The organism is Thermotoga sp. Mc24, from assembly GCF_000784835.1.
Taxonomy (GTDB): Bacteria; Thermotogota; Thermotogae; order Thermotogales; family Thermotogaceae; genus Thermotoga.
This window is the reverse complement of the sequence record NZ_JSFH01000004.1, coordinates 176,638-201,002: the sequence shown is the minus strand read 5'-3', so window position 1 is coordinate 201,002 and position 24,365 is coordinate 176,638. Positions and strand designations below refer to the sequence as shown.

Genomic DNA, 24,365 nt, shown 5'->3' with positions numbered 1-24,365 from the left:
TCACACCTCCTTGATGAAATTATAAAACATTTCTTTTAGATTTTGAACATCTTCTATTTTCATAATTTTCTCTCTGAATCTCCTTGCGCCTTTCAGATCTTTTGTATAACCTGCCAGAAACTTTCTCATTTCCACAACCGCTTTTCTTTCACCCTTCGTCTTTATCAACAGCTCGAGATGTCTTTCGAACGTTCTAAGAATCTCTTCCCGGGACGGTTCAGAGTACTTTCCGCTTCGGAGGAAATCCTTTATCTGTTTGAAAATCCAAGGTCTTCCTATAGCACCTCTCGCTACCAGAAGACCATCACATCCGCTTTCTTCCAGAGCCCTCTTGGCGTCTTCTGGAGTGAAGATATCACCACTCACAAAGGTAGGAACTCTCTTTTCCAGAACACTCAACGCCTTCCATTCAGCCCTCCCAGTGAAACTCTGAACCACCGTTCTCGTGTGAATGAATACCTCATCCACCCCTTCCTCAACGAGTATTCGATATATCTCCTCGACTTCATTTTTCTCCCATCCAAGGCGAGTTTTCACAGAAAATTTGCCAGAAACACTCTTTCTGAGCTCCCTCACAATGTATCGAAAATGTCTCAAATCTTTCAACAAAGCTCCGCCTGCTCCTTTTTTTACAACTTTTCTCACAGGACAACCAGCGTTCAAATCTATCCACTTGTACTTTTCAGAGAGAATCCTCGCTGCCTCAGAAAGTTCGCTCGGTTCGCTTCCAAAGATCTGGACCGCCACGTTTCTTTCATGTGGTTGTGGTAAGAGTTCTTCTGTCTTCTGAGAATTCATGAGAAAACCCTTTGCACTCACCATTTCAGAGAACGCAAAATCCGCACCCCATTCGAAAGCCAGAGTGCGGAATGCCGAATCAGTGTATCCTGCCATCGGCGCAAGACCGACTTTAACCTCCATAGAAAACCTCCACTTCCTCCCTGATCTCCTCTGGTACGAACCCTTTCAAAGTCTTCCCAATTCTGGCCCTTTCACGAATCTCCGTAGAAGAAATTTGAACGATAGGCATATCCAGAAACACAATCTCGCTCAGATCTCCTAATACTCTCCTGGCGTGCTCATGATAAGGTTTCCCGCAGTACCTCGGATAAACAACCAGGGTGGATTTTTCCAGGATATCGCGGTATCTGTACCATTTCTCAAAGTAAGAAAGCGCATCTTCGCCAACGATAAAGAACGGTTTTGTCTTGTAGATCTCTGAAAAATACTCTATTGTGAAGATAGAGTAAGAAACGCCTCCTCTCCCTTTCTCATAATCACTCACTTCCACCTTTTCCATTCCTTCGAAAACTTTTTTCAACCACTCGAATCTCTTTTCAAAGGGGGCGACTGTTTTCTTGTGCGGCGGATTGAAAACGGGTACAACGATCAACCGATCCAGATCGAGAATTTCAAGCGTGTAGACACTCACAAGTACATGACCGGTATGAACGGGATCGAACGAACCTCCAAATATGCCTATTCTATTCCCTGTATTCAAACTCGAAATCTCCGATCCTGACAACATCCCCTTCCTTCACCCCGGCTTCTTTCAATTTATTGTTCAAACCGTTTTTCTCCAGAACCTGTAAAAGCATCAATCTCGCATCCCTCTGATTCAGGTCGAATCTCTCTATCCAGACTCTAAGGTTCTCTCCTTCAACCACCCAGTATCCCTCATCTTCTTTGACAACTTCTAAATGGAACTTCTCAGGAAGCCTCCTCCAGACAGGTGAAGGCTTCACGAATCTTTCTTCTTTTCTTTCTGGTTTCTCTACCTTCATTTCCCTGACGATGGAGGCCAGCTTCGAAACAAGCAGATCTATTCCCTCACCTGTCAAGGCAGAGACGGGGATCACCTCTCGGTTGGTAGCATCTCTCAGTCTCTTCAGAATTTTCTCCCGTTCTTCTTTGCCGAGAAGGTCTATCTTGTTTGCAACCACTATTTCGGGCTTCTCCAAAAGGAACGGGGAGTACTTCTTCATTTCTTCTCTTATGACGAAGTAATCTCTCACCGGATCTTCCCTCTCATAGCCACTCACATCGATCACATGGGCTATCAAGTAGCACCTTTCAACGTGCCTCAAAAATACGTTTCCGAGACCTACACCCTCACTTGCACCTTCGATGAGACCGGGAATGTCCGCTACCACAAAGCTGAAGTCATCGTATTTCACCACTCCCAGATTAGGTATGAGTGTTGTGAACGGATAATTCGCTATTTTGGGTCTTGCGTTGCTGATGCGCGATATGAGGGAAGACTTTCCCACGTTCGGGTATCCAACGAGTCCAACATCTGCCAGTATCTTCAGTTCAAGTTCGAGCCATCTGGACTCACCTTTCTCGCCGCGTTCTGCTATCAAAGGAGCCTGCTTTGTGGATGTTGCAAAATGGGCGTTCCCTCTTCCGCCCTTTCCACCGCGCGCCACACACACGATTTTTCCCGGTTCGTTCAGATCAGCGATGATCTCTCCGGTAACGGCGTCTTTGACCACAGTTCCTACCGGCACGTCTATGAAAAGATCCTTACCGTTTCTTCCTTTCATTTTCTTTCCCATGCCGTGTTTTCCGTTTTCCGCCACGAATTTTCTTTTGTTCACAAATTCTATCAGTGTGGAAACAGAAGGATTGGCCCTGAGGAAGACGAACCCTCCATCGCCGCCGTCTCCACCATCAGGACCGCCCTTTGGAACGTATTTCTCTCTTCTGAAGCTCACACAACCGTTTCCTCCGTCACCGGCTTTCACGAAGATTTTCACTCTGTCAACAAAATCCGCTCTCTCTATGTTCAACTCGAGACCCTCCTGAACATCTTTTCAATCGCGTCTATCTTTTTCAAAAGATCCAGATTTTCCAGTTCCTCCAATGCATCTCTTATCGAGACCTTTTCCTTTTTGAAAATGTTCAGATTTATAAGGAGATCAACCGTTCCTTCTGTTGTCTCCAGTTGTTTAGCCAGTGAAGCCTTGAATCTGTCCTTGTATTTAGAGATTTCATGGAATGGAGGAAGACGGAAATTCTTTCCATAGTGTATCCTATCCCCGATCGGCGAAAGCTCCAGGAAGACCTCTCCCGCTGTTTCTTTTAGGAAACTATAAAGGAAAATCGTTTCCAACCTGCTCAGGTTAAACGTCTTGAAGAAATTTCTCGGTTTGATATGAACCTTTGGAGCTTTTGAAGGCTTGGGAAATTTCATTCTTTCCAGTTCATTCAACACTTCCGATTTCATAGCACCGGCTGCCACCGAAAAGATCAATCCACCACCAATTTCCAGGAAGATCTGTGGGGGAAGCGCCAGCACTTTATGAACTGCCTCCAGAAGGATTTCCGCTTTGTCAGAGGTTCCCCAGATCTTGAGTTTAGAGAATTCTGCATCAATGTGCTTTGAAACATCGAAGTATTCGGGAAGTTCTTTCTTCAGAATTCCCACAAGGTCATCGAAGGTTCTCAACAGAGAACCTCGTAATTCAGGTGGTTCGTGTCTCCAGCCAATGTTGAAAACCATCGAAAAACAAAAGCTCTTCAGTGGTTTTCCTTCGAATATCAACTCCATTCCTTCCAACTCCTCATTATCTCATCGAAGTTGTACCCTTTCAATTCTGCTCTTTTTCTGACAAACTCGAGGAATTCTTCCTCACTCATCGTTTTTACTTTCAACATCTTCGCTTTTTCGTACTTGGAACCGGGATTTTCACCCACTATGAGATAGTCCGTGTTCCTGCTCACAGAGTTGACGACTTTCGCTCCCAGCTTCTCGAAAAACTCTACTATTTCTTCTCTCGTAAAGTTCTTCAAGGTACCTGTCACGGCGAAAGTCAATCCCTTCAGAATATCGAGTTTCATAACTCTCTCTTCGAGTTTCACTCCAGCTTTTTTGAGTTTTTCAATGATTTCCCTTGTTTTTGGATTTCGGAAGTACTCAACGATGCTCTTTGCGATTTCTGGACCGATTCCCGGTATGTCCTTCAGTGTTTCATAAGAAGCATCTGCGATTGCTTCCAGGGATTTGAAGTGTTCTGCGAGGATTTTTGCTGTCTTCTGACCCACCATGGGAATTCCAAGACCCGCTATCAGTTTGTGGAGTGGCCTTTTCTTCGCCTCCTCTATCTCTTGGAGAATCTTCGCTATCGTTCGCTGACCGATTCCCGGTCCAAGTTGGGCAAGATCGAAAGGAGTAAGGTAGAAGATATCCGCTATATCCTTTACAAGGCCAGCATCGACCAATCTGTCTATCAACTTCTCCCCGAGTCCTTCAATATCGAGAGCCTCTCTGGAAACCAGAGTCCTCAAAGCCCTCTTCAGTTTGGCAGGACAATGCGGGTTTAGACACCTGAGAGCAACCTCTTCGGGATCCAACTTTCCTACTTTCCCGCCGCAGACAGGACACTTATCGGGTGGTTTTATTTCCTTTTCGCTTCCGGTTCTCAATTCCGGTATCGATTTGACTATTTGAGGAATGATTCCACCGGCTTTTTCCACAAAGACATAGTCTCCTATCCTGATATCTTTTTCTCTTATGTACTCGAAATTGTGCAGCGAAGCTCTCTTCACAATCGTTCCAGCGAGCTGAACGGGTTCGAGCTCGGCAACGGGTGTGAGAACACCTGTTCGTCCAACCTGGATGGTGACATCCAGCACCCTGGTTCTTGCCTGCTCAGCGGGAAATTTGAATGCGATAGCCCATCGCGGTGCTTTCGATGTTTCGCCGAGAATTCTCTGGAAATCGAATCTGTTCACCTTCACCACAACGCCATCAACCCAATAATCCAGCTCCTTCTTTCTTTCTTCCCACTCCCTCCAGTAATCGATCACTTCCTGAATGTTTTTACACAGTTTAGAGTGTGGATTCACCTTGAAACCGAGTTCTTTCAGAAACTGGAGAGCTTCCCATTGTGTCTTCAAACCGTAGTTTTCGGGATGAACCACATAGTAGATGAACGAATCCAGACGCCTTGCCGCAACGAGTGCCGTGTTCAACTGCCGAAGCGTTCCTGCAGCGGCATTCCTCGGATTGGCAAAGGGAGGAAGTCCTTCTTCTTCTCTTTCGTCGTTCAACCTTTTGAATTCATCCACAGGCATGTATATTTCTCCTCTCACTTCTATGGTGACTGGTTTTCTCAGGCGAAGTGGAATACTGCGCACGGTCTTTACGTTCTCAGAAACATCTTCCCCCTCCATCCCATCTCCCCGTGTCGCTCCCAAGACGAACTTTCCGTTCTCATATCTGAGAGCTATGGAAACGCCGTCTATCTTCAGCTCGGCAACGTACTCGACTTCTGCCTCCTGAAGAGTTTTTTTAACACGCCGATCGAATTCGAGAATCTCTTCTTCGTTGTACGTGTTATCCAGACTCAACATAGGAACGGAATGCTTTACCGTTTTAAAACCTTCGAGTACCTTTCCCCCTACCCTCTGAGTTGGCGAATCCGGTGTAACCAGTTCTGGATACATCCTTTCCAGTTCAATGAGCCTTCTCATGAGTTTGTCATATTCCTCGTCCGTAATAACTGGATCGTTCAAAACGTAGTATCTGTAGTTGTGATACTCGATCTCCTCTCTGAGCCTTTCCACTTCTTCAATTACTTCCTTTGGGATCTTTCTCTCACTCATTCTTGATCACCCCTTGTCTATAGTATAATCCCGAATGGGGAGTTGAGACGATGAAAAAATGGATTTTTCTGTTCTTGTTATTTCTGGTTGTACCCGTTCTTTCCCTTGCCATCGATTTAGAAAATGTCACCGCACAGTTTCAAAAGCTGGTGGAAGATTACGAAAGTGGATCCCCGCAGGATCCATTCGTGAGTTATGTAAAAGAAAACATCCCTCAACTTCAAAAGTACAGAATCTTTCGAAGATTTCTTGCAGGAAGTGTGGAAAAAACTGAATTTGCAAAAACACCGGGTGACTACCTTTTCGTGCTCTATCAAAGCTGGAAAGAAACCAACTGGGAAAGAAAACTCTCCAACGTTCTTTTCCTCTCTTACTTTCAGTCCACGATGTCCGGCTCAAAGCCTTCAGAGAGTGTCCTGAAAAATTCTCCTGCCTTCAATTCCTTCTTTGCCGAATACAGAATGTTCGTTCGCTCCAACGCGTTGAACTTGATTAGATGGATCTTAGCCTACTACACAGGAGGAACAAACACTCCCCCACCTGTTGAATTCAACCTTGGCATCAGAAAATTAGGGTTCTCTTTCAATGTGAATCATGATGTTCATCCAGATATTTTGAAACTCCTCCCTGAAGATCTGGAAACAAAATTAAAAGAAGCGATCGAGGAAATCGCCTCTTCGAAAAACCAAGCCGAGTACACTCGAAACATAAACAGGCAGGCGAGTCTTCTGTGGAAAGAATTCGAAAGTAATATCTCCGCACTCCAGAACGAAGTAGCGGGTATCTTTGAAAACACATCACTATCGATATCCAACTTCTGGTGGATCCGGTTTGTCGTCTACGGTGTTCTTCTGGTGATTTTCCTGAGAAAGTATCGAACGATACTGCAGTTCATCATCGCCGCAGAGATTCTGTTCATCTGGGTGACAAAATCGCTGTATCTCAACACCGTTGAAAACATGATCTTTTCAACTTTTGTCGTTTTCACGTTCATCTTTTTCAATTTTATCTTTCTTGTCAGGAAAAGGTATCTCTATCCACTGCTATCACTGATATTTGTCTTCCTCCTTTTCATCCCGTCGTACATCTCAGTCAGAGAAATGGGTATGGATAGTGCTTTTGAGAACTCACCGTATTACAATCAGCTGAAAGTTGAGATATTTGAAGATCCTGACTCACACGTAAAAACGATCATAAACAGAATAAACACGATAGCCCTTTCAAGTAAAGAACACACAAAGCAAATAGTGGAAACCCTTGGATCTTTACCGGAAGAACTGCTAAAAATCGAAGCTCTAAAATCGATAGAATCCACTAAAAACGGCATTTTCCTTCAGCTGAATGATCGCTCAAAATTCTTCACCACAGCCGGGTTCGAAGACAGATTGAATTTAACCGGTAAAATCGAAGGCGATCTGAGTGATTACCTCTCACAGGAAAAATCCAGGTATAGAAAGTACAAAAGAGAAATCAAATCACTGGACCAATTTGTAGAAAGGATCACCTCGTACACTTCCGAAAAATTCTCACAGGATTTCGAAAGAGAACTGACAAACACCATTGAAAGGTACCCACTCATTGAAGGTGTTTCTTTCTCCTATTCAACGGAGAAAAGGTATCTCTCGCTGAAACCTTATCGCACCGTGAATGGATTGATCGGCATCTTCACTTTCTTTTTGCTTTTCTTCTCCGCTGTTCTTGGAGGAAGATATCTGATCTTTCCCGCAGCAGCGACTCTGTTCACCTCCATCCTTTCGATGATCAAATGGAAACACCTCGAAGTTTTCGTTGAAAGCGGAATTTTCCCTCTGATCATCGAAACTTCGTCCACTCACACCTTCCACATCGAAGTGTTTTTGATATTCGTTTCTCTGTTTCTTCTCTATAAAAACTTCATGAAAAGGAGGGTGAAAGCATGAAAAAGTTTCTCGTGATTTCTTTGATGATTTTCGCGGTTGCTCTGTTTGGTTTCAAAGTCATCATGGTGACGGACGTCGGGGGACTCGGTGACAAATCCTTCAACGATGGAACGTGGGCAGGAGTAAAGCAAGCTGCAGAAGAACTCGGAATAGAAGCGAAAGTGATACAATCTTACGAGCAGTCCGACTACATACCGAACCTCAGCAAAGCAGCGGAAGAAGCTGATCTCGTGTTCGCTGTTGGTTTCATGATGACGGATGCCCTCTTTAAAGTGGCAAAGCAATATCCGGACACGTACTTTGTGGGAATAGACATCACGCCTCCCGAGGGCCAGATTCTCCCGAACGTACTCACATTCACCTTCAAAGAACAGGAAGCCGCCTTCCTGGTAGGTTACGTGGCGGCCGCCATGACGAAGACCGGAACGGTTGGATTCGTCGGAGGAATTCCGATACCTCCTGTGGAAAGGTTCAGATACGGTTACGAGGCCGGTATAAAGACTTACTCGGTTCTCCACAAAAAGAACGTGAAGATCTTGAGAGGCTACACACAGGACTTCGAAGATCCGAAGAAGGGTAAGGACCTCGCCATGTCCCAGTTTGCGGAAGGAGCCGATATTGTGTTCCACGCCTCCGGCGCCTGTGGAAACGGCGTTATAGAAGCTGCCAGGGAGAAATTCTCAGCACTGGCCGGTTCTGACAAACTCGTTGACCTTATAGATTACTACACGACGAACGGAAAAGGATTCTTCGCCATAGGAGTGGACATGGATCAGGATTACATGGCTCCCGGTGCAGTTCTGACGAGTGCCATGAAGAGAGTGGACGTTGCGTCTTATTACGGAGTTGTCTGGGCTTACGAGGGAACGTTCGAAGGTGGACACAGGGTTCTTGGAATCTCCGAAGATGCAGTTGGAATAAGTCCTATGAAGTACACGAAAGGACTCGTTCCCAACAGAGTCATAGCCGAACTCCTTTACCTTGAAAAATTGATGAAAGAAGGCACTCTGAAAGTCCCAGAGACTCAGGAAGAACTCGATGCTTTTGAAGTGCCACAAATCGAATTCCCATTCTGAGGGGGAGTCCTCCCCCTCTTTTCAGGGGTGATCCGGTGGAGTACGCAGTTGTGATGAAGGGAATCGTTAAAAGGTTTCCAGGAGTTCTGGCAAATGATCACGTGGATCTCTTCGTCGAAAAGGGTGAAATCCACGCTATCGTTGGTGAAAACGGCGCTGGAAAAACCACTCTCATGAAACAACTCTACGGCCTCTTAAAGCCCGATGAGGGGGAAATCTACATAAACGGAAAAAGAGTAGAATTTTCCGGTCCCGCTGACGCGATAAAAAATGGTATAGGTATGGTTCACCAGCATTTCATGCTCGTTGACAACCTGACGGCTTACGAGAACGTGATCATCGGGATGGAACCAAGGAAAGGAATTCTTCTGGATAGGAAAAAGGCGAGAAAAGAAGTTAAAAAACTCTCGGAAGAGTACGGATTAACAATAGACGTCGATATGAAAATAGAGGACATGCCCGTGGGGTTGCAGCAGAGAGTAGAGATCATCAAGACACTCTACAGAGGAGCAGAGATTCTCATATTAGATGAACCTACTGCCGTCCTCACTCCACAGGAAACAGAGGAACTCTTCGAAGTCTTGAGACGATTGAAAAAGAGCGGGAAGACGATCATATTCATTTCGCATAAATTGAACGAAGTGATGGAGATCTCCGATAGAATCACCGTTATGAGACAGGGAAGGGTCACAGGAAACCTCATTACTTCACAAACCACACCACAGGAAATAGCGAGATTGATGGTGGGAAGGGAAGTCGTTCTCACGGTTGAGAAAAAGCCAAAAGAAGCCGGTGAAACACTCCTCAAAATAGAAGATCTCTGGGTCAAGGACAACAGGAAACTGGACGTTGTAAAGGGAGTTTCTTTCGAGGTAAAGAGGGGAGAGATAGTAGGGATAGCCGGTGTTGCTGGAAACGGTCAGTCCGAACTGGTAGAAGCGATCACAGGACTTCGCAGAGCGGAACGCGGAAGAGTCCTCTTCAGAGGTGAAGATATAACGGGATACGACCCAAAAAGATTGCGAGATCTCGGAATGTTCCACGTTCCAGAAGATCGACTCAAAAGAGGTTTGATAGTGGATTTTCCGGCATATTTCAACACCATTTTGGGAAGGCACATGATAGAGCCTTTCGTGAAGAGCGGTTTTCTCAACATGAAGGAAATAAAAAGATTTTCAAAACAACTTTTTGAAAAGTTCGATATCAGGCCGAGAAATATAGAACTCCTCGCGGGAAGTTTCTCCGGTGGGAATCAGCAGAAGATCATCGTTGCGCGTGAAATGAGTTTCTCCCCCGAACTTCTCGTTGTGGCTCAACCGACACGTGGTCTGGACGTGGGTGCGATAGAATTCATCCACAAAACACTCGTATCGATGAGAGACGCAGGTGTTGGTATTCTTCTCATATCCATGGAACTGGACGAAATCTTCTCGCTCAGCGACAGAATACTGGTTATGTACGAAGGACAGATAATGGGAGAAGTCAGACCGGAAAAAACCACTCCAGAGGAAGTAGGGCTCATGATGGCAGGTAAAAGACTGGAGGAGATCAGAAGATGAACAACAGGGTGTGGTCATTTCTTGTCCCGTTCTTTTCGGTCATCATAGCACTTCTTATAGCAGCCGTGGTGATCATTCTGATCGGGCAGAACCCCGTGATAGCGTACAAAGCCATGATCGAAGGGGCTTTCGGAAATATCCAGGCTCTGGCCGATACGGTGATAAAAACCACGCCGCTCATCCTAACAGGACTCGCCGTTGGATTTGGTTTCAGAGCAGGGCTATTCAACATAGGAGCGGAAGGACAGATGATCATGGGAGGGATTCTGGCAACTGTCGTTGGAATGCACATGAGAGGAATACCGCCATTACTCGCTATCCCTCTTACGATGATTGCCGGCATGCTGGGAGGTGCCGTCTGGGCCTCTATAGCCGGTTATCTGAAGGCAAAAACGGGAGCACACGAAGTTGTGTCAACCATAATGCTGAACTGGATTGCAACCTACATATCCTCCTACCTCATCACGGGACCACTGGCAGTGGGATCGGGTACCCCAAAAAGCCCAGAAATTGCTCCTTCTGCCAAACTTCCTCCTATTGTTACAGTTGGCGCCTTAGAAATGACCTCCGGTATTCTGATTTCAATCCTTTCAGCGGTGGTTATATACATCGTTCTGGAGAAGACGAAAACTGGCTATGAGGTGAAAGCAGTTGGATTCAATCCGTACGCGGCAGAATATGGAGGAATAAACATCTCAAAGAACATCGTCATGTGTATGGCAATAAGCGGAGCGCTGGCGGGTCTTGCTGGAGCCCTGGAAGTGATGGGGTTACATCACAGGTTCCTAGGAACACTCTCCGGCGGAAAGGGCTTCGATGGAATCTCGATCGCGCTGATCGGACAAAACCATCCCATAGGCATCATCTTCGCCTCATTTCTCATAGCTGCTCTGCGAACTGGATCGAGCAACATGCAGTTCGTTGGGGTACCAAAACACATCGTCACAATCATACAGGGTATCGTCATATTCCTCGTCGCAGCCGACAGGATTGTTAAAACCCTTCTCAGGTTCAGGAAGGTGAAAAGATGAAAATACTGGAAGTGCTCTGGAACATTTTCTCGAATCCCCTCTTTTACAAGCTCACTCTCACAGCTTCCACTCCTCTTCTTTTCGCATCCCTTGGAGGTGTTTTCAGTGAAGTTACAGGGGTTGTGAACATCGCCCTTGAAGGAATAATGCTCCTTGGAGCGTTTTCTTCGGTGGTGATCACATACTACACCGGAAACGTGTGGCTCGGTTTCTTGCTTTCCATCCCCATAGGGATCGGATTTTCCTGGTTCCACGCCTGGGCGAGTATCAAATGGAGAGGTAACCAGATAGTGAGCGCGACGGCGTTGATACTGGTCGCGCAGGGTCTGACAGGTTTTCTCATGGAACCGATATTCGGTCAGCCGGGGCAGACACCTTATGTGGGTCGAATCGAAGAGATCACACTACCTGGAATTTCCTCCATTCCTTTCATCGGAGAAGCCATCGGAACCATCAGTCCAATAGTTCTCATAGCCTTCGCAATGGTCTTTTTTGCGTGGTTTTTGATCTACAAGACCCCACTGGGTCTCAGAATGAGGGCAGTAGGTGAAAATCCCGAGGCCGCCGATACTCTCGGTGTTGACGTCTTCAAAATAAGGTACTTCGGAGTTCTCATGAGCGGTGCTCTGGCGTCCATGGGAGGAGCGTTCCTTTCCATAGGAGAGGTCGGTAACTTCAGGGAACTCATGACGGGAGGAAGGGGCTTCATTGCCCTTGCGGCCATGATCCTTGGAAACTGGAATCCCATAGGTGCCATGTGGGCCTGCCTCATGTTTGGTATGTCAGAAGCTCTGGCCAATCAACTTCAGAGTAGTCCCATTCTCAACGTACCTGCTACGGCAAAACCGTTGTTCAATCTCTTTCCGTTCGTTGTTACCCTCGTTGTCGTGGCTGGCCTGATAGGAAGAACTAGACCACCAGCAGCCGATGGTGTTCCCTACGAAAAAGAAGAGTAAGACCTCATGAAATCCAGGACCAGCTTCGTTGCTCTCACATCATCCTCGTTGTACAGGAGCATCTGCTTTAGAAGCTCCTCGTTTCTCGTTTTTTTCCATTTCTCATAAAGCCGCAGTATTTCATAACCATTCAGGGACGTTCTCCAATCGTACCCCAGATACTTAGCGATTCTTTTGAGCGAGTAGGACATAACAGGAAAAACGAAATGATTCCTCAGGATCGAGAACACATCGAGAAAATTCATCCTTTTGTTTCTGCCGATCAATGAAATCAGCTTTCTCTTCTCCGGTCCATGATAGTGATAGAAAACACTCTCATCGTCCAGAGAATTCAAAAATGCGATCAGATCTCCTTGATCCTCTTCCAGAAAATATCTGTACTCATCACCTATTAAAAACCCATAGAGAAAATCACTCTCTTCCGCTGGATGATACTCTATGTCAACTATTGTTCCTTCTGGAAGATCTTCCGGAGGAGTTATCATTATCACTCTATTCTCGAGAAACGCCCTCGCCGCCATGATGAACCTTTTTCCCTTCTCTTTTCCAAATACCTTTTCCAGGATTCTCTGGTCCGCCCCTGCGAGATCTTCCAGCGTTTCTATACCCATTCCATAGAGAACCCTGTACGTTTCTTCTCCTATCCCGTTCACCAGAAGCAAACTCTTCTCTTCAAGAAGCTTCCCTTCGCAATCTTCGAGAAAATCACAGTATCTACAGTGTTTTCCCACTCTGGGATGAGGATCATCATCTAATGTCAACATTTCTCTCAAAACATCTTCGACGATGGGTATCAGATTTTTCCAGTTTTCCATCTTTCTTGAGAAGCTGTCGGATACGATCTCCACTCCAGAAACCTTCAGACCAGCTTTTGAGAAAACCAGGGCATGATAAGCGCTCTCAAGGATGTATTTGTCTTTAAACCTTTTTGCGTTCTTTCTTAGAATAATTCTCCATCCATCCCTTTCTTTCACAACCAGATCGGGATTTGAAACCAATCCATGACCCTCAAACTCACACACGATCACAGGATTTTCGAGAGGGAATCCAGCCTCCATTAACTCCTCCGAAAAATTCGGAGAAACCTCTTTTGAAATTTTTTTTGAAAGGTAATATCGCCTTGGACACACCAAGAAATTTTCCATATCTTCGTAGCTTATTGTCATCGAATAATCCCTCCACAATTTCGACGTGGTAGAATATTTCTGAAGTTTATTATACTGACAATCGGAGGTGCTCAACATGGATGAACGCACGGAACTTTTGAAAAGAATAGAAGAGCTGGAAGAGAAGCTGCGGCAATGCCAGCAGAGAGAGCAGGAGCTCGAGGCTCTGATAGAAGAATACAACGAAGTCATGAAGAAACAATTCCAGGTGTTCGACGATTTCTTTGAAAAGCTGGGAACTACAAAAATGATCGATCCACTGACAAGAGTGTACGCGAAAGACCATTTCCTGAGACTCCTATCTTATCAACATCAGAGGGCCTTCGAAGAGAACACACCTTACACGATATTCTTTGTGAAAACAAAGGTATCTGAGAATGAAAGAGAAAAAGCGCTGATGAAGATAGGAAAAGTTCTCAAAGAATGCGTGAGGGTACCCTTAGATAGTGTGGGCAGATACTCCGATGATACTTTTGCACTCTTCGTAATCGGTGTTGGAAAAGAAACGGCTCCGAATATAGAAGAGAGAATAAAAAATCACATCGAAAGTATAGGAGACATCGAATACTCGATTGCATACAAAAGCTATCCTGAAGATTTCATGGATCTGGAAAAGGCGATCCTCGATCTTGAAAAGGCGGTGGCTTGATTGGGCAAACTGGTCGTTCAGGGTGGTACCGTTCTCGAAGGAGAAGTGGAGATATCGGGTTCAAAAAACGCTGCTCTTCCAATAATGGCAGCGGCGATTCTATGCGATGAAGAGATAATTCTCAAAAACGTACCGAGACTCCAAGATGTCTTCGTCATGATAGACATCCTGAGATCCATTGGATTCAGAGTGGAATTCGACGAGAACGAACTGAAGATCAAAAGAGAAAACGATATCTCACAGGAAGTACCTTACGAACTTGTCAGGAAGATGAGGGCGTCCTTCAACGTGCTCGGTCCGATCGCTGTGAGAACTGGAAGGGCGAAAGTTGCTCTTCCAGGCGGGTGTTCCATAGGTGTCAGACCTGTGGACTTTCATCTTGAAGGTCTCAAAAAAATGGGATTCTCGATAAAAGTGGAACACGGCTTTGTTGAAGCCACCTTTGAAAGAAGAACCGACCAGGTGACGATTACCCTTCCTTTTCCAAGCGTTGGTGCCACGGAACACCTGATGACCACAGCGGCTCTCCTGGAAGGCACTCGTGTGGTGATAGAAAACGCCGCCATGGAACCTGAAATCGTGGACCTTCAAAATTTCATAAACAGAATGGGTGGACGTATTGAAGGAGCCGGAACCAGCCGAATAGTGATTGAAGGCGTGGAGAAAATGCAGGGAGTTGAATACAGCATCATTCCCGATCGAATAGAAGCTGGAACGTACCTGGTAGCCATCGCAGCAAGTCGAGGAAAAGGTCTGGTGAAGAACGTGAACCCGGATCATCTCACGAACTTTTTTGAGAAACTAGAAGAAACAGGGGTAAAACTTAAAGTTTTTGGAAACGAAGTAGAGATCGAAATGAGAGAAAGACCAGAAGCGGTGGATGTTACAACGAATCCGTACCCTGGTTTTCCCACGGATCTCCAACCTCAGATGATGGCGTATCTATCGATAGCGTCGGGAGTCTCGGTTATAACCGAAAACGTCTTCAAAACGAGGTTCTTACACGTGGACGAGTTGAAAAGAATGGGAGCGGACATAGAAGTTTCTGGAAACGTTGCCATAGTGAAAGGAGTTGAAAAGCTCAGCGGTGCCCCTGTTGAGGGAACGGATCTCAGAGCAACCGCTGCCCTTCTCATAGCGGGAATCATAGCGGATGGCGTCACAGAAATAAGCAACATTGAACACATATTCAGAGGTTACGAAGATGTCATAGACAAATTCAGCAAACTGGGAGCAAAAATCGAGTATGTCGAAAAAGAAAATTGAGAGAATAAAAGAGATTGAAAACATACTGTGGGACAACCTTGAAAAATGTGAACTCTGTCCGCGAAAGTGTGGTGTCAATAGATACAGAACCACTGGCATCTGCAAATTGCCCGCCAGAGCCAAGTTATCCAACGCGGTTCTTCACTTCGGTGAGGAACCTCCCATCTCTGGAAAGACGGGTGCGGGTACGGTGTTCTTCAGTGGTTGTAACATGAAATGTGTGTACTGTCAAAACATGGGATTCAGTCAGAAGGGTATAGGAACGGAGATCGAAGTGGAAGATCTTGCGGAGATATTTTTGATCCTTCAAAAGCATGGTGCGAAGACTCTCAATCTTGTCACCCCCACGCCACACCTTCCGTTCATAATCTCAGCCCTGAGAATCGCCATTGAAAACGGATTGAACCTTCCTATCGTATACAACACCAGCGGATACGAAGACCCTGAGATTCTCAGACTTTTAGAAGATGTAGTTGATATCTATCTTTCCGACGTGAGATATTCAGACAACGAAGCATCTAAGAAATACTCAGGAACCCCGGATTATTGGACGGTTGTCCAAAAAGCCATCATCGAGATGTTCAGACAGGTAGGTGTCTTCGACGAAGAAAGAATGAAAGGTCTCATCGTGAGAATTCTTGTTCTTCCTGGAAACGTGGTGAATTATTCTGAAATTTTTTCTTTCCTTTCAAGCCTGTCCACACGAATCCCCCTCTCCATAATGAACCAGTACATCCCTCACTTTGACGCCCAGAAATTTCCCGAAATAAGCAGGAAACTCAACCAGGATGAGTACGAAAAAATTTTAGAACTGGCTGAAAGATACGGTTTTACTGAAGGATGGTATCAATCTGAAGAAAAAGAGAGAGTAACCGTCAGAGGCCTGAAGGAAATCTCCGAAAAATTGCAATTTTTAAGGTTAAAAACCTATAATTCCTATTAAGCAGCCGAAAAAGGAGAAAATAATGGATATCCGACCTTGATTTTAAATTATTTCCTGCATATAATTAATGTGAAAATAATATTACGATCCAAAAGGAGGAATCGAAGTTGAAATACAACTCACCGAGAATAAAAATCCTCAACAAAAAGAGCATCCTCAAGGTGATTCACGAAAACCACCCAATCTCCAGGTCGGACATATCGGAGATCACAGGGCTCACCCCGAGCAGTGTAACAAGACTCACGAAAGAACTCATAGATGAAGGTTATATAAGAGAAATCGGTACAATGGGAAAAAATTCTCCCGGAAGAAGAAGAATTCTCCTCGATCTAAGAAAGAACGCCTTTCTGAGTATAGTCTTCGATATAGGAGTGAACATAACTACTTACGGTATAGGATTCTTCGACGGAGAAGTGGAACCGAGGGGAACTTTCAACACACCAAAGGAACCAGTGGAATTCTTCAAGATAGTCAAAGAAATCTACGAACGTATCTCAGGTGAATATAGAATTTCAAGAATCTCTCTCTCCGTTCCAGGAATGGTGGATATGGAAGAAAAGAAAATACTCCTCGCTCCAAACCTTGAGTGGGAAAACGTGAGCATAAAAGAACTACTCAAGGTTGATGTTCCCGTTCTTGCAGACAACGAAGCAAATCTCTCCATGCTCGCAGAAAAGTACCACTCAGAAGATCTGAGAAACGTGAAAGAAGCCGTCTTTATCATCATAAGAGAAGGTGTTGGAACGGGATTGATGATCGATGGAAAGATCTTCAGAGGCCCTTCTTTCACGGCGGGTGAAGCAGGACACATGACAGTGAACATGTACTCCGACAGGCAGTGCCACTGCTCCAACTGGGGTTGCTGGGAACTCGTCTCTTCGATCAACTGGGCGATCGAGCAGTACGGGAAAGAACTCCCTGGAAAAAACGCCATAGAGAAATTCCAGGCATTGAAGCAGAGAAACGACGCGAAAAGAATACTGATGAAATTTGCGGAAAACATTGCAGTCGGTATCGTGAACTTGGTGAACATTTTGAATCCCGAACTCGTGATCCTTGGTGGGGAAGTCGTTGATCTTGGTGAAAATTTCCTCGACATTGTAAAAGATTTCGTCCATCAAAGAGCTTTGAAGGCCGCTGTGAGGGATCTGAAAATCAGAACCACAGAATTCAGAAACATCAGTTCTAACCTCGTGGGCGCGGCCGTACTGGCTGTCGAGGACATAATAGAAGAAGTCAAATGAAGGAGGTGGCAACATGTTCAAAATTTCTTTCTATCTTCCAACGGAGATCGTTTTCAGGGTGGGAGCGGTGGACGAACTGGAAAGGAAGGCAAAAGAACTCGGAAAAAAAGCACTGATCGTGACAGGACGATCCAGTACGAAGAAGACTGGTCTTTTGCAGAGAGTGGTAGACCTTCTCAAGAAAGCTGGAGTAGAAAGTTTTATCTTTGACAAAATAATTCCAAACCCGATATCGGATCACGTCGATGAGGCTGCAGAAATCGTGAGAAAAGAGAAGATAGATTTCATCATAGGTCTTGGTGGGGGAAGTCCCATAGACAGTGCAAAAGCGATTTCTATCACCGCTCCGAACGAAGGAAAGTTCTGGGATTACGTTCCCGTAGGTGGTGGAAAGATTCCAGAAAAATACATCCCCGTTGTTGCTATACCCACCACACACGGAACAGGGACCGAGGCAGATCCATTTGCGGTGATCACAAATCCTCAAACGAAAGAAAAAGTGGGAATAGGTTACAGGAACACTTTCCCCGTTCTTTCCCTTGTGGATCCTGAAGTGATGAAGACATTACCGAAAGACCAGACCGCGTACACCTCCATGGATGCGTTCTATCACGCCATAGAAGCCTTCCTAAACGTAAATGCGAATCCTTACTCAGATGTTCTCGCTCTGGACGCCATGAAAAGGATCGTGACATATCTCCCAGTTGCTTACGAAAACGGAGAAGATATGGAAGCCAGAACGAACCTTGCCTGGGCCAGTACTGAAGCAGGAATCACAGAGACTCTGACCGGCGTGATCGCAAACCACGCGCTGGAACATGGCCTCAGTGGTTTCTATCCAGAAATCACCCATGGACTTGGACTGTGCATTACAGGTCCGTATCTGTTCGAGTACATTTTCGATCACGCCTACGAGAGACTCGCCATCGTTGGAAGGGAAGTGTTCGGTGTTTACGAAACAGACGATAGAAAAGCTGGAAGGCTCGCTATCAAGAAACTGAGAGACTTCCAAGAGATGTTCGGCCTCAACAAGAGACTCAGCGAACTGGGTGTGAAAAAAGAAGATATTCCAAAGATGGCAGAAACCGGCTACAGGATACTGAATGGAGTGGTTGTCGTAACTCCCGGTAACCTGACCGCGAAAGACATGGAGGAAATATTCAACAGGTGTTACTGAGGAGGAGATAACTTGACTTCGAAATTTAAGAAGAGAACTTTCAGAGAACTCGGTCCTTTAGTTGCTCTCGTCAGTTTGGCTGTTTTCACGGCTATCCTGAATCCTCGCTTTCTGACAGCATTCAATCTTCAGGCTCTCGGAAGGCAGATCGCGATCTTTGGCCTTTTAGCCATCGGGGAAACCTTTGTCATCATCTCCGGGGGAGGAGCCATCGACCTCTCCCCCGGTTCTATGGTGGCGCTCACAGGAGTAATGGTCGCCTGGCTCATGACTCACGGTGTTCCCGTGTGGATCTCTGTGATTCTCATTCTTTTGTTCTCTATAGGAGCAGGTGCGTGGCACGGCTTGTTCGTCACAAAACTCAGAGTTCCCGCTTTTATCATCACCCTTGGAACTCTGACGATCGCTCGAGGCATGGCTGCTGTGATCACAAAGGGGTGGCCTATAATCGGACTCCCATCTTCTTTCTTGAAAATCGGACAGGGAGAATTTTTGAAGATACCGATCCCGGTGTGGATTCTCCTTGCAGTGGTTCTTGTGGCAGATTTCTTCCTCAGAAAGACCGTTTATGGAAAACACCTGAGGGCTTCCGGCGGTAACGAAGTCGCCGCAAGATTTTCCGGAGTGAACGTAGACAGAGTGCGAATGATAGCGTTCATGGTATCGGGATTCCTCGCCGGTGTGGTGGGGATAATCATTGCGGCAAGGCTTTCTCAAGGGCAACCAGGTGTCGGTAGTATGTACGAACTCTATGCCATAGCCTCCACTGTAATCGGTGGAACGAGTCTCACGGGAGGAGAAGGAAGTGTTTTAGGAGCAATCGTAGGCGCGAGTATCATAAGTCTTCTCTGGAACGCTCTCGTTCTTCTCAACGTTTCGACGTACTGGCACAACGTAGTCATCGGAATCGTCATAGTTGTGGCAGTAACTCTCGACATATTGAGAAGGAGACTTGCAAGCAAATAACAGGTGGGTGGGTCATGAAAAGACTTCTGGTTTTTCTTTCGATCTTTTTGACAACAGTTTTGCTTTTTTCAACTGATTCAAAAGTGAACTTCGGGGAGGAAAACGGAGTGAAACTGGTGGCGCTCACTTTCGATGACGGTCCTGATGTAAAACTCACCTCCGCAGTACTGGGTACTCTTGAAAAACACGGTGTTGTAGCTACCTTTTTCGTTGTGGGACAGAGGTTGAACGAAAGTACTCGAACTATCCTCGAAAGAATGTTCTCTCTGGGATGTGAAATAGGAAATCACTCGTGGAATTATGAACCACTTGACAAAAAAGATCCTGAGACGATAAAAGATTACATCGAACGTACGAAGGATCTCATCAAGAAATACACAGGAAAAGAGCCTCGATTCTTCAGACCACCCAATCTGGCGGTGAGCGATACCATGTTCGATGTGATAAACATGCCGTTCGTGAGCGGCATTCTCGGCTACGACTGGGCGGGATGTGATAGAGATCCCCAAAAGATCGTAAGCAACGTGTTGAAAGACATAAGAGATGGTGCAATAATTCTTCTTCACGACGTACAACCAGAGCCGCATCCGATCGTCGAAGTTCTAGAGATACTGATCCCGGAATTGAAAAAACGTGGATACGGATTCGTCACTCTGAGCGAGCTTTTCAAAAGAAAAGGAGTGAACCCTGAAGATCCGGTGTACAGAAAAAAGATGTGGGTGTATGTGGAATAAAACATCTTTACAAGGGGGTGTTATCATGAGGAAACTTCTGGTTTTTCTTTCGGTTCTCCTGGTTGCTGGTCTGTCGCTGGCTCTCACCATAGGTGTTATCGGAAAATCCGTCCATCCTTACTGGTCACAGGTAGAACAAGGTGTTAAAGCGGCGGGGAAGGCACTTGGAGTGGATACGAAGTTCTTCGTTCCACAAAAGGAAGATATCAACGCTCAGCTTCAGATGCTCGAATCTTTCATAGCCGAAGGTGTAAACGGTATTGCGATCGCGCCGTCCGATCCAACTGCAGTCATCCCCACCATCAAGAAAGCCCTTGAGATGGGTATTCCTGTTGTCACTCTCGATACAGACTCTCCGGACAGTGGAAGGTACGTCTACATCGGAACGGACAACTACCAGGCAGGTTACACAGCTGGTCTCATCATGAAAGAGCTCCTTGGAGGAAAGGGTAAAGTTGTCATAGGAACGGGTTCACTGACAGCTATGAACTCCCTTCAGAGAATCCAGGGATTCAAAGACGCCATCAAGGACTCGGAGATAGAAATAGTCGACATCCTCAACGATGAAGAAGACGGTGCGAGAGCAGTGTCTCTAGCGGAAGCCGCTCTCAATGCCCATCCAGATCTCGATGCATTTTTTGGTGTGTATGCCTACAACGGACCTGCCCAAGCACTCGTGGTGAAAAATGCTGGAAAAGTTGGAAAAGTGAAGATCGTCTGTTTCGATACAACACCTGATATTCTTCAGTACGTGAAAGAAGGAGTTATCCAGGCAACGATGGGGCAGAGACCCTACATGATGGGATACCTGTCAGTCACAGTTCTTTATCTGATGAACAAGATAGGTGTTCAAAACACTTTGATGATGCTCCCGAAAGTCAAGGTTGATGGAAAGGTTGACTACGTGATCGACACAGGTGTTGATGTGGTCACACCAGAGAACCTCGATGAATATTTGAAGAAGATGGAAGAACTCGGAATTCCAATAAAATTCTGAAAAACACGAGGAGGGGTGTTTCCCCTCCTCGCTTTCCGGGGTGATCGAATGGAGATACTGAAAGCAAAGGGCATAGTGAAAAGATTCCCTGGAGTTGTGGCTGTGGACAACGTCGATTTTGAGGTTTACGAAAACGAGATTGTCTCTCTGATAGGTGAAAATGGTGCTGGTAAATCCACCCTCATAAAAATTCTGACGGGTGTCCTCAAACCTGATGCGGGAGAAATTCTGGTCAACGGCGAAAGGGTAGAATTTCACTCTCCGGTCGACGCGTTCAAAAAGGGCATAAGTGTTATCCATCAGGAGCTGAACCTGTGCGACAACATGACTGTGGCGGAAAACATCTTTCTCGCCTATGAAGCTGTCAGGGGACAGAAAAGAACCCTTTCCAGTAGAGTTGATGAGAACTATATGTACACAAGATCTAAAGAACTGCTCGATCTCATCGGCGCCAAGTTCTCTCCAGATGCTCTGGTGAGAAACCTCACCACCGCCCAGAGACAGATGGTGGAAATATGTAAGGCACTGGTTAAAGAACCCAGGATCATCTTCATGGATGAACCCACATCGTCGCTTACTGTCGAAGAGACAGAAAGACTCTTCGAAATCATAGAAATGTTGAAAAGTAGAGGTATTTCTGTTGTTTTCGTTTCACATAGACTGGACGAAGTTATGAGGATAAGCGACAGGATCGTTGTGATGAGAGACGGAAAAAGAATCGGCGTGTTGAAAAAAGGAGAATTCGATGTGGACACGATCATAAAAATGATGGTAGGACGTGAAGTGGAGTTTTTCCCACACGGAATAGAGACCAGACCCGGAGAAATTGCCCTTGAAGTCAGAAACCTGAAGTGGAAGGATAAAGTGAAGAATGTTTCTTTTGAAGTGAGAAAGGGAGAAGTTCTGGGATTCGCGGGACTTGTGGGGGCTGGAAGAACTGAAACGATGCTCTTGGTGTTCGGAGTGAATCAAAAGGAATCCGGAGACATATACGTTAACGGAAGGAAAGTTGAAATAAAAAATCCGGAAGATGCTATTAAGATGGGGATAGGACTCATTCCTGAGGACAGAAAACTTCAGGGGCTTGTTTTGAGAATGACTGTGAAGGACAATATCGTGCTCCCATCACTGAAAAAAATCAGCAGATGGGGGCTCGTGCTCGATGAAAGAAAAGAAGAAGAGATCTCAGAAGACTATGTAAAAAGACTCTCCATAAAAACGCCTTCCATTTATCAAATAACAGAAAATCTATCGGGTGGAAACCAGCAGAAAGTGGTCCTTGCCAAATGGCTCGCCACGAACGCGGATATTCTGATCTTCGACGAGCCAACACGCGGAATAGACGTTGGTGCAAAGGCAGAAATACACAGGATGATCAGAGAACTCGCCGCACAGGGCAAAGCTGTGATCATGATCTCTTCGGAACTCCCAGAAATACTGAATCTCAGCGATAGAATAGTCGTCATGTGGGAAAGTGAAATCACAGCCGTTCTGGACAACAGAGAGAAAAGAGTCACTCAGGAAGAAATAATGTACTACGCATCTGGACAGAAAAAACAGAACGGGAGGGTCGCATAATGAACCTGTACGTGGGACTCGATGTGGGAACGACCGGTGTCAAGGGAATTCTTGTGAACGAGAAGGGAGAGATTCTTGCAACAGCGAATGAAAGACTAACCATGTTCACTCCTCAGCCTGCCTGGGCGGAGCAGGATCCCCTCTCCTGGTGGGAGGCGGTGAAAAAAATATTGAAGAACCTCTCCGACAGATCGAAAGAAATGGGCGGCAAAATAAGAGCGATCTCCACCAGCGGGCAGATGCACAGTCTTGTGGCAATCGATGACAACGGTAAAGTCCTGAGAAACGCTATCCTCTGGTGCGATCAGAGAACATACAAAGAGTGCGAAGAAGCCACCCAGATCCTCGGCGGAGAGGAAAACGTCCTCAAGCTCGTCGGAAATCCCATTTTGCCCGGTTTCACGCTCCCAAAGATACTCTGGATCCGAAAGCATGAACCTGAGATCTACGGAAAAATTTCAAAAATCATGCTGCCAAAAGATTTCATAAACTACATGCTCACCGGTGAGATGAAAACGGAGCATTCCGATGCCTCCGGAACGGTGATGTACAGTGTATCAAAGATGGAATGGAACAAGGACGTATTGAAAGAACTCAACATACCGGAAAGTGTTCTCCCAGAGATAATACCGTCGAACGGCGTGGTTGGAAATGTGAAACCCGAAGTAGCGTCGGATCTTGGTCTCTCCGAAGACACGCTTGTGATAGGCGGAGGAGCTGACAACGCCTGCGCGGCTCTTGGAATAGCCGTCGTAGAACCAGGTGACGCGATGGTGAGTCTCGGTACTTCAGGAACCGTTTTGGCACCCACAAAAGGAGACCAACCCGATCCAAAGGGTAGAGTACATTTCTTCGCACACACCGTTCCAGAAACAAGATACCACATGGGTGTGATGCTCTCCGCTACCTATTCACTGGAGTGGTTCAAGGAGAAATTCCTGAACGAAGATTATGAAACGATCAACGAAGAGGTGGATAAGGTTCCCGTGGGATCAAACGGGATAATCTTCCTGCCGTATCTCAACGGTGAAAGGACACCACACAGAGATCCATTCGCGAGGGGTGTTTTCTTCGGTATATCCTCGTACAACACCAAGTGGGATATGGTGAGAGCCATATTCGAAGGCGTTGCCTTCGGTATCAAAGATTCGTTCGATATACTGAGAGAACTCAAGGTGGATCTCAACAATGTGAGAATCACAGGAGGAGGTTCAAAGAGCAGGGTATGGAACAAAATGCTCGCAGATATGACAGGATTGAGAATACAAAAACCAGCTGTGGATGAAGGGGCGTCTTACGGTGCAGCGATCCTCGCTGTGTCTGGCTCAATGGGAGAAAATCCAGCGAAAATTTCGAAAGAGTGGTTCCGCGTGAAGAGTTACACTGACCCTGTTGTTGAAAACACAGAAATCTACGAAAAACTACACGAGAAATTCAAAAAACTCTACGCATCTCTCAAAGAGATGTTCAGATCTTGAAAAGAGGGCGTTCTGC

General features: G+C 45.9%; 21 protein-coding genes. 15 read left to right on the top strand and 6 right to left on the bottom strand.

Annotation, left to right across the window (positions count from 1 at the left end):
* From dusB to ligA, 5 genes are read right to left on the bottom strand one after another with little or no spacing between them, the layout of a single operon-like run.
* The gene (dusB, locus tag MC24_RS01740) at positions 1-921 is read right to left on the bottom strand and encodes a tRNA dihydrouridine synthase DusB (RefSeq protein ID WP_038051989.1); all 921 of its coding nucleotides are present in this window, start codon (positions 919-921) and stop codon (positions 1-3) included.
* A complete protein-coding gene (gene nadD, locus MC24_RS01735; protein WP_038051987.1) occupies positions 911-1,528 on the bottom strand; it encodes a nicotinate (nicotinamide) nucleotide adenylyltransferase in 618 nt (205 codons plus the stop codon). Before nadD ends, dusB begins: the two co-directional genes overlap by 11 nt.
* Complete coding sequence (gene obgE / locus MC24_RS01730) at positions 1,485-2,792, bottom strand: GTPase ObgE (protein ID WP_038051985.1); 1,308 nt, start codon at positions 2,790-2,792, stop codon at positions 1,485-1,487. The genes nadD and obgE overlap by 44 nt, the downstream gene beginning before the upstream one ends.
* Complete coding sequence (locus MC24_RS01725; protein WP_011943411.1) at positions 2,789-3,553, bottom strand: hypothetical protein; 765 nt, start codon at positions 3,551-3,553, stop codon at positions 2,789-2,791. The genes obgE and MC24_RS01725 overlap by 4 nt, the downstream gene beginning before the upstream one ends.
* Positions 3,544-5,610, bottom strand: coding sequence for an NAD-dependent DNA ligase LigA (gene ligA / locus MC24_RS01720; protein WP_038051983.1), 2,067 nt, complete (start codon positions 5,608-5,610; stop codon positions 3,544-3,546). The genes MC24_RS01725 and ligA overlap by 10 nt, the downstream gene beginning before the upstream one ends.
* A gap of 50 nt (positions 5,611-5,660) precedes the next feature.
* Here ligA and MC24_RS01715 point away from each other — a divergent pair, with 50 nt between their 5' ends.
* The 5 genes from MC24_RS01715 to MC24_RS01695 are packed head-to-tail and all read left to right on the top strand — an operon-like array spanning position 5,661 to position 12,151.
* Positions 5,661-7,529, top strand: coding sequence for a hypothetical protein (locus MC24_RS01715; protein ID WP_012310776.1), 1,869 nt, complete (start codon positions 5,661-5,663; stop codon positions 7,527-7,529).
* The gene (locus MC24_RS01710; protein ID WP_011943408.1) at positions 7,526-8,605 is read left to right on the top strand and encodes a BMP family lipoprotein; all 1,080 of its coding nucleotides are present in this window, start codon (positions 7,526-7,528) and stop codon (positions 8,603-8,605) included. The genes MC24_RS01715 and MC24_RS01710 overlap by 4 nt, the downstream gene beginning before the upstream one ends.
* Before the next feature lie 35 nt (positions 8,606-8,640).
* Positions 8,641-10,164 (top strand): ABC transporter ATP-binding protein, encoded by a 1,524-nt coding sequence (locus MC24_RS01705; RefSeq protein WP_011943407.1) that lies wholly within the window; start codon positions 8,641-8,643, stop codon positions 10,162-10,164.
* Positions 10,161-11,195 carry an ABC transporter permease gene (locus MC24_RS01700; RefSeq protein WP_011943406.1) on the top strand — a complete coding sequence of 345 codons (1,035 nt, stop codon included), beginning with the start codon at positions 10,161-10,163 and terminating at the stop codon, positions 11,193-11,195. The genes MC24_RS01705 and MC24_RS01700 overlap by 4 nt, the downstream gene beginning before the upstream one ends.
* A complete protein-coding gene (locus MC24_RS01695; RefSeq protein WP_008194051.1) occupies positions 11,192-12,151 on the top strand; it encodes an ABC transporter permease in 960 nt (319 codons plus the stop codon). The genes MC24_RS01700 and MC24_RS01695 overlap by 4 nt, the downstream gene beginning before the upstream one ends.
* Here MC24_RS01695 and MC24_RS01690 read toward each other — a convergent pair.
* Positions 12,133-13,317: a TM0106 family RecB-like putative nuclease gene (locus tag MC24_RS01690; RefSeq protein WP_038051981.1), complete on the bottom strand. Its 1,185-nt coding sequence runs from the start codon at positions 13,315-13,317 to the stop codon at positions 12,133-12,135. The two genes, MC24_RS01695 and MC24_RS01690, sit on opposite strands and share 19 nt — an antisense overlap.
* A gap of 76 nt (positions 13,318-13,393) precedes the next feature.
* Here MC24_RS01690 and MC24_RS01685 point away from each other — a divergent pair, with 76 nt between their 5' ends.
* From MC24_RS01685 to xylB, 10 genes are all read left to right on the top strand, one after another.
* Positions 13,394-13,966, top strand: a complete 573-nt coding sequence (locus MC24_RS01685) for a diguanylate cyclase domain-containing protein (protein ID WP_011943404.1) — start codon at positions 13,394-13,396, stop codon at positions 13,964-13,966.
* Entirely contained in the window at positions 13,967-15,232 is a 1,266-nt protein-coding gene (gene murA, locus MC24_RS01680; RefSeq protein WP_038051979.1) for a UDP-N-acetylglucosamine 1-carboxyvinyltransferase, read from the top strand.
* A complete protein-coding gene (locus MC24_RS01675) occupies positions 15,213-16,175 on the top strand; it encodes a radical SAM protein (protein WP_038051978.1) in 963 nt (320 codons plus the stop codon). The genes murA and MC24_RS01675 overlap by 20 nt, the downstream gene beginning before the upstream one ends.
* 107 nt (positions 16,176-16,282) lie before the next feature.
* Positions 16,283-17,419, top strand: coding sequence for an ROK family transcriptional regulator (locus MC24_RS01670; protein ID WP_038051976.1), 1,137 nt, complete (start codon positions 16,283-16,285; stop codon positions 17,417-17,419).
* A gap of 13 nt (positions 17,420-17,432) precedes the next feature.
* Positions 17,433-18,596: an iron-containing alcohol dehydrogenase gene (locus MC24_RS01665; RefSeq protein WP_038051974.1), complete on the top strand. Its 1,164-nt coding sequence runs from the start codon at positions 17,433-17,435 to the stop codon at positions 18,594-18,596.
* 12 nt (positions 18,597-18,608) lie between these two features.
* Positions 18,609-19,562 carry an ABC transporter permease gene (locus tag MC24_RS01660; protein ID WP_038051972.1) on the top strand — a complete coding sequence of 318 codons (954 nt, stop codon included), beginning with the start codon at positions 18,609-18,611 and terminating at the stop codon, positions 19,560-19,562.
* A 14-nt stretch (positions 19,563-19,576) separates the two neighbouring features.
* On the top strand, positions 19,577-20,296 hold the full coding sequence (locus tag MC24_RS01655) for a polysaccharide deacetylase family protein (RefSeq protein WP_038051971.1): 720 nt from the start codon (positions 19,577-19,579) through the stop codon (positions 20,294-20,296).
* Positions 20,297-20,321: 25 nt separating this feature from the next.
* Positions 20,322-21,293, top strand: coding sequence for a sugar-binding protein (locus MC24_RS01650; protein ID WP_004082691.1), 972 nt, complete (start codon positions 20,322-20,324; stop codon positions 21,291-21,293).
* A 15-nt stretch (positions 21,294-21,308) separates the two neighbouring features.
* Positions 21,309-22,871: a sugar ABC transporter ATP-binding protein gene (locus MC24_RS01645; RefSeq protein ID WP_156105007.1), complete on the top strand. Its 1,563-nt coding sequence runs from the start codon at positions 21,309-21,311 to the stop codon at positions 22,869-22,871.
* Complete coding sequence (gene xylB, locus MC24_RS01640) at positions 22,871-24,349, top strand: xylulokinase (RefSeq protein ID WP_038051968.1); 1,479 nt, start codon at positions 22,871-22,873, stop codon at positions 24,347-24,349. Before MC24_RS01645 ends, xylB begins: the two co-directional genes overlap by 1 nt.
* Positions 24,350-24,365 lie beyond the last annotated feature (16 nt).

Excerpts from the sequence above, each read along its gene's own strand:
- dusB (WP_038051989.1), bottom strand. The coding sequence starts at position 921 with ATGGAGGTTAAAGTCGGTCTTGCGCCGATGGCAGGATACACTGATTCG.
- nadD (WP_038051987.1), bottom strand. The coding sequence starts at position 1,528 with ATGTTGTCAGGATCGGAGATTTCGAGTTTGAATACAGGGAATAGAATA.
- MC24_RS01725 (WP_011943411.1), bottom strand. The coding sequence starts at position 3,553 with ATGGAGTTGATATTCGAAGGAAAACCACTGAAGAGCTTTTGTTTTTCG.
- ligA (WP_038051983.1), bottom strand. The coding sequence starts at position 5,610 with ATGAGTGAGAGAAAGATCCCAAAGGAAGTAATTGAAGAAGTGGAAAGG.
- MC24_RS01715 (WP_012310776.1), top strand. The coding sequence starts at position 5,661 with ATGAAAAAATGGATTTTTCTGTTCTTGTTATTTCTGGTTGTACCCGTT.
- MC24_RS01710 (WP_011943408.1), top strand. The coding sequence starts at position 7,526 with ATGAAAAAGTTTCTCGTGATTTCTTTGATGATTTTCGCGGTTGCTCTG.
- MC24_RS01700 (WP_011943406.1), top strand. The coding sequence starts at position 10,161 with ATGAACAACAGGGTGTGGTCATTTCTTGTCCCGTTCTTTTCGGTCATC.
- MC24_RS01695 (WP_008194051.1), top strand. The coding sequence starts at position 11,192 with ATGAAAATACTGGAAGTGCTCTGGAACATTTTCTCGAATCCCCTCTTT.
- MC24_RS01690 (WP_038051981.1), bottom strand. The coding sequence starts at position 13,317 with ATGACAATAAGCTACGAAGATATGGAAAATTTCTTGGTGTGTCCAAGG.
- MC24_RS01685 (WP_011943404.1), top strand. The coding sequence starts at position 13,394 with ATGGATGAACGCACGGAACTTTTGAAAAGAATAGAAGAGCTGGAAGAG.
- MC24_RS01675 (WP_038051978.1), top strand. The coding sequence starts at position 15,213 with ATGTCGAAAAAGAAAATTGAGAGAATAAAAGAGATTGAAAACATACTG.
- MC24_RS01665 (WP_038051974.1), top strand. The coding sequence starts at position 17,433 with ATGTTCAAAATTTCTTTCTATCTTCCAACGGAGATCGTTTTCAGGGTG.
- MC24_RS01655 (WP_038051971.1), top strand. The coding sequence starts at position 19,577 with ATGAAAAGACTTCTGGTTTTTCTTTCGATCTTTTTGACAACAGTTTTG.
- MC24_RS01650 (WP_004082691.1), top strand. The coding sequence starts at position 20,322 with ATGAGGAAACTTCTGGTTTTTCTTTCGGTTCTCCTGGTTGCTGGTCTG.
- xylB (WP_038051968.1), top strand. The coding sequence starts at position 22,871 with ATGAACCTGTACGTGGGACTCGATGTGGGAACGACCGGTGTCAAGGGA.